The organism is Actinophytocola sediminis (assembly GCF_054779715.1).
This window is the reverse complement of record NZ_BAAGXS010000038.1, coordinates 100,668-114,349: the sequence shown is the minus strand read 5'-3', so window position 1 is coordinate 114,349 and position 13,682 is coordinate 100,668. Positions and strand designations below refer to the sequence as shown.

Annotated in this window: 12 protein-coding genes; 3 read left to right on the top strand and 9 right to left on the bottom strand. The window is 71.8% G+C overall.

Going from position 1 to position 13,682, the window contains the following annotated elements:
- Positions 1-8 precede the first annotated feature (8 nt).
- The 3 genes from ACYVIP_RS23985 to ACYVIP_RS23975 all read left to right on the top strand — a co-directional run bounded on the left by ACYVIP_RS23985 (position 9) and on the right by ACYVIP_RS23975 (position 3,580).
- On the top strand, positions 9-854 hold the full coding sequence (locus ACYVIP_RS23985; RefSeq protein ID WP_460400038.1) for a TIGR04222 domain-containing membrane protein: 846 nt from the start codon (positions 9-11) through the stop codon (positions 852-854).
- A 94-nt stretch (positions 855-948) separates the two neighbouring features.
- Entirely contained in the window at positions 949-2,550 is a 1,602-nt protein-coding gene (locus ACYVIP_RS23980; RefSeq protein ID WP_460400036.1) for a M48 family metallopeptidase, read from the top strand.
- A complete protein-coding gene (locus tag ACYVIP_RS23975; RefSeq protein WP_460400034.1) occupies positions 2,441-3,580 on the top strand; it encodes a hypothetical protein in 1,140 nt (379 codons plus the stop codon). Before ACYVIP_RS23980 ends, ACYVIP_RS23975 begins: the two co-directional genes overlap by 110 nt.
- A 7-nt stretch (positions 3,581-3,587) precedes the next feature.
- Here ACYVIP_RS23975 and ACYVIP_RS23970 read toward each other — a convergent pair whose 3' ends face one another.
- From ACYVIP_RS23970 to ACYVIP_RS23930, 9 genes are read right to left on the bottom strand one after another with little or no spacing between them, the layout of a single operon-like run.
- The gene (locus tag ACYVIP_RS23970) at positions 3,588-4,589 is read right to left on the bottom strand and encodes a ketopantoate reductase family protein (protein ID WP_460400032.1); all 1,002 of its coding nucleotides are present in this window, start codon (positions 4,587-4,589) and stop codon (positions 3,588-3,590) included.
- A complete protein-coding gene (locus ACYVIP_RS23965; protein WP_460400030.1) occupies positions 4,586-5,302 on the bottom strand; it encodes an alpha/beta hydrolase in 717 nt (238 codons plus the stop codon). Before ACYVIP_RS23965 ends, ACYVIP_RS23970 begins: the two co-directional genes overlap by 4 nt.
- The gene (locus ACYVIP_RS23960; protein ID WP_460400028.1) at positions 5,299-6,285 is read right to left on the bottom strand and encodes an NHL repeat-containing protein; all 987 of its coding nucleotides are present in this window, start codon (positions 6,283-6,285) and stop codon (positions 5,299-5,301) included. Before ACYVIP_RS23960 ends, ACYVIP_RS23965 begins: the two co-directional genes overlap by 4 nt.
- A gap of 13 nt (positions 6,286-6,298) precedes the next feature.
- Positions 6,299-7,882 carry a dipeptide ABC transporter ATP-binding protein gene (locus ACYVIP_RS23955; protein ID WP_460400026.1) on the bottom strand — a complete coding sequence of 528 codons (1,584 nt, stop codon included), beginning with the start codon at positions 7,880-7,882 and terminating at the stop codon, positions 6,299-6,301.
- The gene (locus ACYVIP_RS23950; RefSeq protein WP_460400024.1) at positions 7,875-8,702 is read right to left on the bottom strand and encodes an ABC transporter permease; all 828 of its coding nucleotides are present in this window, start codon (positions 8,700-8,702) and stop codon (positions 7,875-7,877) included. Before ACYVIP_RS23950 ends, ACYVIP_RS23955 begins: the two co-directional genes overlap by 8 nt.
- Positions 8,699-9,655, bottom strand: coding sequence for an ABC transporter permease (locus tag ACYVIP_RS23945; RefSeq protein WP_460400022.1), 957 nt, complete (start codon positions 9,653-9,655; stop codon positions 8,699-8,701). The genes ACYVIP_RS23950 and ACYVIP_RS23945 overlap by 4 nt, the downstream gene beginning before the upstream one ends.
- Position 9,656: 1 nt before the next feature.
- Positions 9,657-11,249: an ABC transporter substrate-binding protein gene (locus tag ACYVIP_RS23940; protein WP_460400020.1), complete on the bottom strand. Its 1,593-nt coding sequence runs from the start codon at positions 11,247-11,249 to the stop codon at positions 9,657-9,659.
- Between the two features lie 17 nt (positions 11,250-11,266).
- Positions 11,267-12,568, bottom strand: coding sequence for an NtaA/DmoA family FMN-dependent monooxygenase (locus ACYVIP_RS23935; RefSeq protein ID WP_460400018.1), 1,302 nt, complete (start codon positions 12,566-12,568; stop codon positions 11,267-11,269).
- Positions 12,565-13,668: an LLM class flavin-dependent oxidoreductase gene (locus tag ACYVIP_RS23930; protein WP_460400016.1), complete on the bottom strand. Its 1,104-nt coding sequence runs from the start codon at positions 13,666-13,668 to the stop codon at positions 12,565-12,567. Before ACYVIP_RS23930 ends, ACYVIP_RS23935 begins: the two co-directional genes overlap by 4 nt.
- Positions 13,669-13,682: the final 14 nt, after the last annotated feature.

Sequence of the window (13,682 nt, the reverse complement as noted above, 5' to 3'; positions counted from 1 at the left end):
GAGTGCGGGTGCAGCCGTGGGGCATCTCCGGTCCGGCGTTCCTGTTGTGCTACGTGCTCGCCGTGCTCATCGGTCTCGGCGTCGCGGACCACGCGCGCCGGTGGAGCAACCGGACCACGCTGACCGAACTGCCATCCACTGTGGACTTCGCGGAAGCGGCCTTCGTCGCCGGCGGCACCGACCGGGTGGTCGACACGGCCGTCGCCCGGCTCGTCCACAGTGAACAGTTCAGGGTGACCCGCAAGGGCGTGCTGTCCGCGCCGGGCGACCCGGTGGCCGACCACCCGATCGACCGCGACGTCCACCAGGCACTCGGCCATCGGTCGATGAAGGTTTACGCGCTGCGCAAGCGAGTCAGGGCGATGCCCGAGGTCCAGGCACTCGCCGCGCGGATCACCGGCGGCCGCCGCGCGCGGTCACCGCGCGCGCGGGCGCTGGCCAAGTACGCCTCGCTGGCCCTGCTGTGCCTGGTGGTCGCGGTCGGTGTGGCCCGGCTGGTGAACGGCTTCGCCAACGGCCTGCCGGTCGGCTTCCTGTTCCTCCTGCTGGTGGTCAGCATGGCGGTCATCCCCGCCTACTACCTCGTGGTCTGGCCGCTGGCCACCGGCAGGCCGGCACGCGGCGACCCGGTGCTGGCGCTGGCCCGCGACCAGCTCGCCGGCGTCGACCTGGTCGCGGTGTCCGGGCTGGCCGCCTACCCGGACGAGGGCCTGCGCGCGACGCTGCGCACGTCGGCCACCCCGCCCAAGCGCAAGGGCGCCCAACAGCACGAGGCCCAGTACAGCTACGGCCCACCGGCGTCCAGTAGCGACGGTGGGAGCGGCGGCGGCTGTGGCGGCGGGAACCCGAACTGAGGTCGTCCTCGCCCACGTATTCCCACTGTGTACCAGCCATGTACCTGGTCCGCCTACGCTTCCTGACGCACGCTGACCGGTGTTCTCCGAACGGGTGACCCCACTGAAACTGTTGTCGCGCACCGTGTCCTGGGTGCTACTGATCAGCATCGTCCCGGTGATGATGCTCCTCGTCATGGCCGGCCTGATCCTGTTCAACGTCTACGCGTTCACCGAGTCCCCCGGCTCCGCGGTGAAGATCGCGATCGGTGTCGTGCCGACCGTGCTTGTCCTTGGCCGCGGACTGTGGGTGCTGGTCAAGAAGATCGACAATCCGGTGCGGGGCGTGCCGGTGCGCGAACACGAGCAGCCGGAGTTGTGGGCGCTGGTCCGCCGGCTCGCCGAGGTCGCGCACACTGCGCCACCGGACGACATCCACCTGATCGCGGACGCGAACGCCATGGTGATGGAGGACACCCGGCTGCTCGGGCTGATCTCCGTCCGGCGGCACATGTTCATCGGCGCGCCGCTGGTCGCCGAGCTCGGCTCGGCCCAGTTCGCGGCGGTGCTCACCCACGAGCTCGCGCACTACAGCAACCGGGACACCCGCTTCGCCGGCATCGCCTACCGCAGCAGGCGTGCCTACGTGCACACACTGACCACAATGAACCGAGACGACTATCTCCAGCGGGCGCTGCACTTCCTGCTGCGGATCTGCGGCTCCGGCGCGCTGCGCGCGTCCACGAAGCTGAGCAGGCGGCAGGAGAGCGCGGCAGACGAGGCGGCGGCCAACGCCGTCGGTTCGGCGGCCACCGTCGCCGCGTTCCGCGAGCTGGCGCCGATCGCCGAGTCGTGGGACGTGTTCCTGAACAACCACCTGGTCATGGGTTGGTCCGCGGGCTACCTGCCGGCCGACGCGTTCAGCGGGTACCGCAGGCTGTGTGCCGCGCTGCACGACGAGCTGGCCGAACTGCGCGCCAACCCGCCGGCCGACGCGAACCCGTACGACACCCACCCGCCGTTGCGTGAGCGGGTCGCGGCCATCGACGCGCTGCGCGCCGTCGGTACGGTGCGGGTCCCGGCCGGGAACGCCCTTGGCCTGCTGCGTAATCCGGTGCCACTGCTGGACGCGGCGCTGCTGGACGGGCTGGTGGCCGAGGCACGCACCAAGCGGCGGGTGGACTGGCCGACGCTGATCCGCATCGGCGGTATCGCGTCGATGACCGAGAACACCGACCAGGTGCTGGCCACCGCCGCCCGGCTGACCGGCCGGCCGCCGTCACTGCGCACGCTGCTCGACGCGCTGGACGCCGGCCGGTTGCCCGAGTTCGGCACGGACCCCACCGACGGCCCACGGGTCCGGTACGAACGCGCCAGACTCATCGTCCACAAAGGTCTGCTGGGTGCGGTCGTCCGGCTGCTCACCGAGGCGGGCGCGATCCACTGGCGGGAGTCGTGGCCGTCGGCGGGCGCCATGCGGCTGGACGAGCGATACCAGGTCTCGCTCCCGGAGCTGATCGACGCGGCGGTGGCCGAACGCCCGAACACCACCGGACTGCGCGCGCTCCTCGACGCGGTAACCCAACCACACGGAAGGCAACAACAACGTGGCACTGCTGATCGGCACGAAGACCCGCGTCCTGATGGCCATGCGCAAGGAAGCCAAGAGCCGCGGCCAGTCGGTGAAGGCCTATATCGAGACGGCCTCCCACGATGAGCTGATCTCGGTGATCCACCAGGTGGATCCCACCGTCAACCCGTCCGAGATCGTGCCGGGGCTACCCGATCTGCCGCCCGTCGACGTAACCAGGTTCGGCCTGCCGCCCAAGCAGCTGCTGAGCACCGACCTGAGCAGGCCGGTCCCGGTGATCGCCGCGGCGGTGGCCGCGGCGCGGGCCGGTGACTGGCGCCCGGCCGCGGATCTGCTCAACCGCAGCTACGGGGACTGGGCGATGCGCATGGCCGCGGTGCACGCGCTCGGCGAGGCCGCCGCGGACGACGGTGCCTGGCTGGCGGCGTGGCGGGCCAACGCCGCCCCCGACGACCGCCACCTCGCGGTCCTGGACGCGCACGGACTCTTCTGGCTGGCCTGGAAACTGCGCGGCAACAAGCCACCGGAGTACACCGAGGCCCAACAGCACGAGGCGTTCTACCAGATGGTGCTGCGGTCCGAGGCCGCGGCCAAGCGGGCGACCGAGCTGGCGCCGCAGGACCCGACTCCGTGGTGCACGCTGGTCATCCTCTCCAGTGCCCGCGGGTACGACAACGCCACGTTCGGCATGATCCTGCGGGAGCTCCAGGCCCGCGACCCGTTGCACCGCACCGGACACGAGTTCGCGCTGATGCATCTGGCCCCCGACGAGCCCGGTCCGTTCGACGCGGCGTTCGCCTTCGCCGAGCGGGCCGCCGCCGCGTCCCCGTCGCTCGGCTTCCTGGTCGTCCAGGCCGCCTACCACTACGAGGACGTCAACGAGAAGATCTGGCAGGATCCCAAGATCCACCACGCGCTCAACGCGCTGCTCGGGTGGCTCGGGACGCCCGCCGGCGGCGGTGGGGTCTACGCGAACAGCGACCGGCGCTGGGCGGCCTATGGTCTGGTGAGCGCCGGCCGAGCCGCCGAGGCGGTGCCGCTGTTCGCGCAGTTGGGCACCGACGCGTCCGGCAGGCCGTGGGAGGACTTCGGGGACAACGCGATGGACGCGTTCGACAGCTTCCGCAGGCGCGCCTGCGCGGCCGTGAACTCCTGACCATCGGTCACTGTGGACGGTCGGCCGCCGGCAGGGTGGCCAGCAGGTCGTCGTCGGTGAGCGAGCGGGCCGGGGTTCGGTCGACGACCGCGCGGGCGATGCGGGCCTGGACCGCCGCGTTGGCGGGGGCGTCGCGGCCGTGCAGGCGGGCCAGCAGGACGATCTCGCCGTTGAGGAACTCCGACTCGACCGACACGCCTCGGGTCAGGCTCTGCCAGGTGGACGCGCCCTGGCGTTCGTGGCCCGGGATCGGGTGTTTGACGAAGCCCGACCGGTCCTGAGTGCTCTCCCTGGCCACGTCCGCGACGCGGATACCGGCCACCGCGAGCACCTCCCTGGCCTCCACGCGCAACAACTCGCCAGCCCGATCGCGTACCGGGCTCGGTGGGTACAGCGCGTCCAGCGCGTTCGGCAGGATGGCCACCAGCTTGCCCGCCTTGAACGGGACGATGTCGGGCACGACCTCCAAGGCCAGGTGTGCCGCGGTGAAGTCGGCCGCCAGGTCGTGCAGGCGGGGGTCGGTGCCCGCCGGGTAGCGACCGGCCCAGAACACGCCCGCGGTCGGCGCCGCCGGGCAGATCACCTCGCCGGGCACCAGGTGGCTGGCCGGGGACCAGGCGACCGCGCCGAACACGGTCGCGAACCGGCGCAACGCGCTGCGTTCGCTGTCGAGTCCGTTCTGGACGGTCAGCACCGGCAGTTCGGTCGCGGCGACGCCGTCGCCGACCGGTTGCCACGCCCACGCCGCCAGCGCCGCGTCCGCGTCCTGGGTCTTGGTCGCCAGCACGAGCACGTCGTCGGGGCGCAGCTTGAGTTCGTCGGGGTCGCCGACGACCGGCAGCCGCACGGTCAGGGTGGTCTCCGGCCGGACGTAGCGCAGACCGGTCTCCCGCAACGCGGCCAGGTGCGCACCGCGGGCGGCGAGCACGACCTCCCGGCCGGCCAGGTGCAGTTGCGCGGCCGTGGTGGCGCCGACCGCGCCGGCACCGATCACCACGTAGCGGGTCACGCCACCTCCACCTGTTCGATGGCCGGCAGGTCAGCGCCAAGCCGCAGGCGTTCCAGGAACCGGACCACGATCGAGGCGGCCGTGCGGTGGGTCTGGTTGTTCAGCGCGTCATGGCCGGTGCCCGCCAGGCTCATCAGGTGACCTCGCGGCAGGCGGGTGAACCAGGAACGCACCTCCTCCACTGTGGACACGGTGTCGGCCGCGCCGTGCACGCCGACCACCGGCACCGGCACCGCCTCCGGGTTCGCCCTGGCCTCCCAGTCCGGCGGCGGTGGGGTCCACAGCGCGCCGCGCCGGAAGCTCGCGTCCTCGGTGAGCCGGGCCCGGTGTGTCGGGCAGGTCGTCCGGACGTCCAGTTCCGCCTCCCAGTCCCTGGTGGCGACCGGCCGCGTGCCGGCGGGGAGTCCACTGAGGACCAGTCCGTCGACGGTGACCGCGCCCTCGGCGACCAGCAGCGCCGCGAACAGCGCGCCGGTGTCCGAGCCGAGGAGCACGTGTGGGCCGGGGGCGTCCTCGGTGAGCAGCTCCTTCACCGCCGCGGTGGCCGCGGCCGGGTCGGGCACCGGGTCGTCGAGCACGCGGACGCGGTAGGCGTCGAAGCTCAACCGCAGACCGAGCCGCTCGTACACGGTGGCGTTCTCGCCGCGGCCGGGCACCACCACGACGGTGGCGCGGGCGGCGAGGTGGGGCGGGTTGTCATAGGCGACGGTCATGCGGGGACTCCGTTGTCGGCTGGCAGGGCACGCAGGACGACGCCGGCCGCGAGGTCGGCGACGTACACGGTGCCATCGGGCGCCAGGGAGATCGAGTGCGGGCCCGCGAACGCCGGCCCGCCGGGGAAGGACGTGCCGTAGTACAGCAGGTTTCCGCTGCCGTCGACGACCCGGACGGCGGCGGGTTCGGCGGCCGGGACCACGCCGCGGCGGGCGGTGTCCTCACCGGCTGCCCGGCCGAGCTCGGTCACCAGGACGCGGCCGTGAGGGTCCTCGACGACGGCGGTCGGCCGACGCGGCTGGGCCCACACGTCGAGGAAGTCGCCGTCGGCGGAGAACACCTGTAGCCGGTCGCCCTCCCGGTCCGCGGCGAGTACTCGGCCGTCGGCCAGCGCGGTCACCGAGTGCACGTTGTTGAACTGGCCGAGCCCGATGCCCGGCTCACCCCACGAGGCGACCAGCCGGTGGTCGGCGGTGAACCGGTGCACCCGCGCGTTGGCGTAGCCGTCGGCGACCAGCACCCCACCATCCAGTGTGGACGCGACCTTGGCCGGCCGGTTGAACGGCGGCGCGCCCCGGCGGACGCTGCGCCACTGGAAGTTGATCTCGAGGTCGTAGTCGGCGCCGCTGGCCGACGGTTGGTGCGCTGACCCGATGACCGCCACCTGCTCGCCGTCCACGGTGAACACCCGGACCACGTGGTGCGGTGAGTCCGCGACGTAGAGCAGCCCGTCGCGGCCGAACGTGAGACCGTGCGGCCGAGGGCTGAGCACGCCCTCGCCGAAGCTCGTCACGTGCGTCCCGGTCTTCGCGTCGAACGCCCGGATGGCGCCCGGCTCGCGGGTCAGCAGGTAGACCAGCCCGTTGTTCCCCGCGGTGGCGTCCGGGGTCTGCGCCCACGGATGGTCCTCGGTCCGCACCGTCCACTCGGGATCGAACCGGAACGGCAGCGGTCGGACCGCGCCCTCGGCCAACACTGACATGGTTCTCCTTCGGTCAGACGGCTGTGGTGAGGCCGCGTCCGGGTATCGCGTCGATGAGCGCGCGGGTGTACGGGTCGGCCGGCTGGGTGAACACCCGCTCGGTCGGCCCGCTCTCCACGACCCGACCGGCGCGCATCACCACCACCTCGTCGCTGATGCCGCGCACCACGCCGAGGTCATGGGAGATGAGCACATAGGCGGTGCCCAGCTCGGCCTGCGACCTGGCGAGCAGCCGCAGGATCTGGGCCTGCACGGTGACATCCAGCGCGGACACCGGTTCGTCGAGCACGACCAGCTTCGGTTCGAGCACCAGCGCGCGAGCGATCGCCACCCGTTGCCGCTGCCCGCCGGACAGCTCGCGCGGTGTGCGGCCGTGCAGCGCGGCGGGCAGCTCCACCTGGTCCAGCGCGCTGGTCACCCTGGCCCGGTCGAACCGGCCGAACGCCCGCAGCGGCTCGGCGACGATCTCCCACAGCCGCAGCTTCGGGTTCAGCGACGCGAACGGGTTCTGGTAGACGATCTGCACATCCTGCCGCCACTGGCGTAACTCCCTGCCACGCAGGGACTCCACCCGCCGGCCGGCCACCGTGATGCTGCCGTCGTCGACATCCGCCAGGCGCAGCAGCGATCTGGCCAATGTGGACTTCCCGGAGCCGGACTGGCCGACGACCCCGAGGGTGCGCCCGACGAACGCCTCGAGGTCCACGCCGTCGAGCGCGCGCACCTCGCCACCGCCGGGCAACGGGAACGTCTTGCGCAGACCGGTCGCCACGAGCACCGGCTCGGCGCGGGGCGTGTCCGGCCGGTCGGCGGGGGCGTTCGCCGGGGAGTCCGCGACCAGATGGCGTACGTACGGGTGGGTGGACGCGCCGAACACGGCGGCCGGGGTACCCTGGTCGACCACCGTGCCGCCGGCGAGCACCGCGACTCGGTGTGCCCGATCGGCCGCGACCCCGAGGTCGTGGGTGACGAGCAGGATCGACACGCCGGTGCGCTCGTTCAACTCGGCGACCCAGTCGAGGATCTCGCGCTGCACGGTGACGTCCAGCGCGCTGGTCGGCTCGTCGGCGACGATCAGGTCCGGCTCGGTGGCGAACGCTGTGGCGATCAGCACGCGCTGGCGCATGCCGCCGGACAGCTCGTGCGGGAACTGTCCCGCCCGCTCCGCTGGCCGGTCGAGGCGGGCCAGGCGCAGCGCGTCGAGTACCCGCTCCCGCAGCGCGTCCCGCCGCAGCGCCGGTTCGCGTGCCCGGATCGCGGCCGCCACCTGGGCGCCGATCCGGCGGGTCGGGTTGAGCGAGACCGTAGGATCCTGTGGCACGTAACCGATCCGCGCGGCCCGCACGGCCCGCAGCCGCCGGGGTGACCCGTGCACGAGCGACCGCCCGTCGAACCGGGCGTCGCCGGCGACGACCCGGCCGGTGCGCGGCAGCAGCCCGAGCACCGCGTGCAGCAGGGTCGTCTTGCCCGCGCCGGACTCCCCCACCAGCGCGACGATCTCGCCGCGGGCCAGGGAAAGGTCGAGGCCATCCAGCACCCGGGTGGTGCGATACTCGACGGTCAGCCCGGTGACGTCGAGGATCGGGGTGTCAGTCATCGTCGCCGCCGATGCTCGTGGAGATCCGGTTGAAGGACACGACAATCACCGCCACGACCAGGCCGGGCAACGTGGTCATCCACCACGCCACCGCCATGAAGTCGCGGCCCTGGGAGACCAGCGCACCCCACTCCGGCGCGGGTGGCTGGGCGCCGAACCCGAGGAAGCTCAGCGCCGAGATCGACAGTACCGCGCTGCCGAACTCCAGCGCGGTCAACGCGAGCACCGGACCGTAGGCGTTGCGCAGCACGTGCCGGTGCAGCACCGTCCACCAGGTGGCACCCGAAGCCCGACCAGCCTCCACATAGGACTGAGTACGTACCCGCAACGTCTCCGCCCGCATCACCCGCGCGAAGCTCGCGATCGACCCGACCCCGACCGCGATGGCGACGTTGACCGTGCCGAACCCGAGCGCGGTGACGATCGCGAGCGACAGCAGCAGGCCGGGGATGGCGAGCAGCACGTCCACGAACCGCATGATCGCGTCGTCGAGCCGGCGTGGTCCGAACCCGGCGGTGAGACCGAGCACCACCCCGCCCGCGAGGCCGACGAGCACCGCGACCAGCGTGGCCCGCAACGTGAGCGAGGCGCCGTGGACGACGCGGGTGTAGATGTCCCGGCCAAGCTCGTCGGTGCCGAACCAGTGCCCTGTGCTCGGCCCCTGCAGCCGGTCGGCGGTCTGCCCGATGATCGGGTCCTGACCGGTGAACAGCTGCGGCACGAACGCCCAGCCGAGCACCAGCAGCACGACCACCCACGCCAACACGAGCCCCGGCCGAACAGAGACCGAGATCGGCCTGCTCAACAATATGGTGCTCATGAGACCCGGTCCCGGGTGAACCTGATCCGGGGATCGAGCCGGGGGTACAACAGGTCCACGAGCAGGCTCACCACGACGAAGATCGTCGCCGCGACCACGACCACCCCCAGCACGACCGGGATGTCCTGTGCCTTCACCGCTTCGTAGGTGATCCGGCCCAGTCCGTCGCGGGAGAACACGGTCTCCACGACCACCGACCCGGCGAGCAGGTTGCCCACGATCATGCCGAGCATGGTCAGCACCGGCAGGCTCGCGTTCTTCGCCGCGTCCCGCAGCAGCACCACTCCCGGATGGGTGCCGCGAGCGCGCGCGATGTCCACATAGGGCTCGCGGAGCACGGTACGCAGGCTGTCGGCGAACAGCTGGGCCATGAACGCCGAGGAGGGCACGGCGAGGGTCACCGCGGGCAGCACGATCCCCTCGGCGGACTTCCCGCTGATCGCCGGCAGCCAGCCGAGCTGGAAGGCGAACACCTGGATCAGCAGCAGCCCCACCCAGAACGACGGCACCGCGACCCCGGCGGACGGGGCCGCCCGCAGCACCGAGGCGAGCACCCGGTTGCGGGTCAGCACCGCCCCGACAGCGAGCGCGAACCCGGCCAGCACGGCGAGCACGAGCGCGAGCCCGGCCAGTGCCGCGGTGCGCACCAGGCCGGCGCCGATCATCGCGAACACCGGCGCGCCCTTCTGGATGGACCGGCCGAGATCGAGCGTCACGACGTCGCCGAGGGTGGACAGGTAGTGGCGCCACGGCGGCTGGTCGAACCCGTACTCGGCGCGGATGGCCGCCACGCTCGCCGCGTCGACGCCAGCCACGTCCTCCCCGCCGCCGAACAGCATGATCTTCACCGGGTCGCCCGGCAGGACGTAGAGCACCAGGAACGCGACGGTCACCGCGGCCCACAGCACCAGCACGCCCTGCCCGAGCCGGACGAGCACCTGACGACCGGTCACCTCAGCCCGCCAGCCAGGCGTCGTAGAGCGGCAGTTGCGCGCCGGCGTCGTACTTCAGCCCGTGCACGGTGTTCGCGGCCGCCTGGGTGACGTGGATCTCCACCTTCGGGATCGTGATCGCGTGCTCCAGGATGTACCTGGTCGCCTGGTCGACGTACTCCTGGCGCCGCTCGGGGTCCGGTGTGGACGCCTGCCTGCGCAGCAGATCCTCCAGCGGGCCGTCGGTCAGCTTGCTCCAGTTTCCCCGGCTGACGGAGAAGAAGTGCCGAAGTGAGTCCGCGTCCGCTCTGGTCAGTCCATAGGGGACGAAGTCGTAGGAGCCGTCCTCCAGCGCCGCGATCATCTCACCCCGGGACACGTTCTTGATCAGCAGCTCGACGCCGATGCGCTTGAGCTGCTGGGCGATCAGCTCGTGCTCGGCGGTCGAGCCGGACTGGCCGTTGACGATGGTCACCGACGCGCGCAGCCCGTCCCGCACCCGGATACCGTCCTGGCCGGGCACCCAGCCCGCGTCGTCGAGCAGCTGCCTTGATCGGTCCTGGTCGGTGCGGATCAGGTCGCCGAAGTCCTTGTACCCCGGGGTGCCCGACTTGAGGACGTGGGTGGCCGGCTTGTCGTCCTCGGTGAACAGCGTGCGGCGGATCTCCTCGCGGTCGATGCCGTAGAAGATCGCCCGGCGCACGGCCTCGTCCTTCAGCACCGGCGAGCTGTTGTTCGTGAGATACACGCTCACCACGCCCGGGTTGACCACCTTCAGCAGCTGGAAACCGCTTGCCTCGAGAGTGGCCTCGTTCTGCGTCGGGATCGAGTTCGCGCCGTTCAGCTCACCGGACTGCACGCTGCCGACCCGCACCCCCGCCTCGGGCACCACCCGGTAGGTGATCCTGTCGAGGTAGGCCTCTCCCTGGTGCTCCCGGGTTTCCGGCGCCCAGTCGTAGCCCTTCCGTTTGGTCAGCACGACCTGCGAGTTCGGCTCGTAGGAGTCGAGGACGAACGGGCCGGTGCCGACCAGCTCGCCGAGGCAGCGGTCCTCGGCCGAGCGCTGGTAGGTCGAGGGCGCGAGGATCGCGAGGTTCACTGTGGACACCGCCTGCAGGAACGACACGTTGCCCTGGTCGAAGGACACCGCGACCTTGTTCGGCGCGAGCACCTCGGTGCCGAGGTAGCCGTCGAGGTAGTTGGTGCCCACGATCGCCTTCGCGCCGAGGTCGCGCACCCCGTCGAACGCGGTCTTGACGGCCGTGGCGTCGAACTTCTCACCGTTGGCGAACGTCACGTCCCCGCGCAGGGTGAAGGTGAACTCCGTCGCGTCCTCGTTGACCGCCCACTCGGTGGCCAGCCACGGCTTCAGCTCGCCGGACACCGGGACGGCGTCGAGCAGCGAGTCGGCGAACTGGCGGCCGACGTCCCGGCTGGACTGCAGGTCGGTCTGGTTCGGGTCGAGGCACACCGGGTCGGACACGTGTGCCCAGATCAGCTCCCCGCCCGGCTGTGGTTCGCCGCCGGCCGACGCGGGGTCGGCGGGGGACGCCGAACACCCCGCGGCCGCCACCACGGCGATGAGCCACAGGGACAGTGTCGGGCGTCGTGTCATCGGTGTGTCCTCTTCCGCTAGGCGAGCAGGTTCGCGCGGTAGGTACCGCCCGAGTAGTCGTTGGTGAACAGTCCCCTGTCCCGCAGCAGCGGCAGCAGCTCCTCGAACACCACCCGGTAGCCACCGAGGTGCTGGGGCGCGATGACGACCCCGTCGAGTGCCTCGCGCAGGAAGCGGTCCTCGATCTCGGCCGCGACCTCCTCGGCCGAGCCGACCGGGCCCCAGTGGCCGCTGCCGGACTTCCCGTTGCGCAGCACCAGTTCCCGCAGCGTGTGCTCGCCGCGCAGCACCAGCCTGCGGTACAGCTCGTAGCGGGAACGCCTGCCCTGCACCGTTTCCGGGTCCGGCAGCTCGTGGGCCGGGATCGGCTGGTCCGGGTCGAGATGCGACAGGTCCTTGCCGCCGAAGCCCGCCGTCTCGAACGCCTTGCGCTTGCGCGCGAAGTCGCTCGTCGCGTCGAACCGGTCCAGCTCGGCGGCCACCTCCCTGGCGCGCTCGGTGCTGGACTCGATGACGCCGTAGAGGCCGGGCAGGATCTTCAGCTCGTCGGGCTTGCGGCCGGCGGCGGCCACCCGTGCCTTGAGGTCGGCGTAGAACTCGCGGCCGTCGTCGAGGTCGGGCTGGGCGGTGAACACGGCGTCGGCGTGCCGGGCGGCGAACGCCTTGCCGTCGGTGGACGACCCGGCCTGGAACAGCACCGGGCGCCCTTGCGGCGACCGGCTGATGTTGAGCGGGCCCTCCACCGCGTGCCGCTCGGTGCGCGCGTCGGTGCGCCGGACGCTTCCCTTGCGGTACTTGACACCGCCCTCCCGGTCGAACACCGGCGCGTCGGCGTCCCAGCTCTCCCACAGCGCGGACACGACCTGGATGTACTCCTCGGCGAACCGGTACCGGTCGTCGTGGGATGGCAGCGGCTCGTCGCCGTAGTTGCGCTCACCCCAGGCCGAGGTCACGATGTTCCACCCGGCGCGGCCGCCGGACAGGTGGTCGAGGGAGGCGAACTGGCGGGCGAGGGTGAACGGCGGCGTGAACGTGGTGGACACGGTCGCGGTCAGTCCGATGTGGCGGGTGCGGGCGGCGAGCGCGGACAGCGCGGTGATCGGCTCCAGGATCGAGCTGGGGTCGGCGACACCGGTGGTGACGCCGTCGGAGAAGAACAGCCCGTGCGCGCCGGCGGCCTCGGCCTGTTCGGCCAGCGAGCCGTAGAGGTCGACGTGCAGCGACTCCTCGATCCGGCTGTCGGGCAGCCGCCACGCCTCCCGGTTGGACCCGACACCGAGCAACTGGACCACCACCACGAGATTCCGCCGGGTACTCATCGGGCACCCGACCCGGTCAGCGCCCTGCGGGTCGCGAGTTCCTGGTGTACCAGGGGAAGCAGGTGGCGGCCGTAGTCGACGGCGTCGTCGTAGTAGTCGTAGCCGCGGATGGAGATGAGACTCACCCCGAGGTCGACGTAGTCGAGCAACGCGGCGGCCACCGTCTCCGGGGTGCCGACCAGCGCGGTGGACGCGCCGCGCGCGCCGGTCGCGGTCGCCACCGGGGTCCACAGTGCACGGTCGTGCCGCTCGCCCTGTTTCGCGATGTCCAGCAGCCGTTGGGAACCGGCGTTCGGCGCGGACTCCCGGGGCGCGGCGCCGCCGTTGGCCGCGTTGCGGTTCAGCGCGGCCAGCGTGCGGTGTGCCTTGTCCCAGGCCAGTTCCTCGGTGCGGTCGATGATCGGCCGGAACGTGGCCCAGATACGGGGCGGCTCGGCGCGGCCGGCGGCGGTCGCCTCGGCGGTGATGGCCGCGATCTGTTCCCGGGTCCGGTCCAGCGGCTCACCCCAGAGTCCGAAGATGTCGCCGTGCGCGCCGCCGACCCGATAGGCCTCCGGCGACGACCCGCCGACGGAGATGGGGATCGTGCCGCGCGTCGGCCGGACCTGGCTGGCGAAGTCCTCGAAGGAGTAGTACTCGCCGGCGTGGTCGATCGGCCCGTCGGCTGTCCACACGCGACGGAGGAGCTGGATGAACTCCGCGGACCGCGCGTACCGCCGCGCCTTGTCGAGCCGGTCGCCCTCGCGGCGCTGCTCGTGGTCGTCGCCGCCGCTGATGATGTGCACCGCCGCCCGGCCGCCGCCGAGCTGGTCGATGGTGGCCAGCGCCTTGGCCGCCCAGGTCGGCTGCACGAGGTTGGGGCGCAGCGCGACGATCGGGGTCAGCCGCTCGGTGGTCGCCGCGACCGCGGCCGCCAGGGTGATCGGGTCGTGCCTGGCCGAGCCGTAGGGCAGCAGCACGTAGTCGAAGCCGTACTCGTCAAGGGTCCGGACGTAGCGGGCGAAGAACGTGCGGTCCAGCGCCTTGTCCGCACCTGGCCGAATCTCGTTGCCGGAATTGACGTAGGCCTGGCTGATGAACTCCACGGAACGCTCGCTCATGCCCCAAAACTATG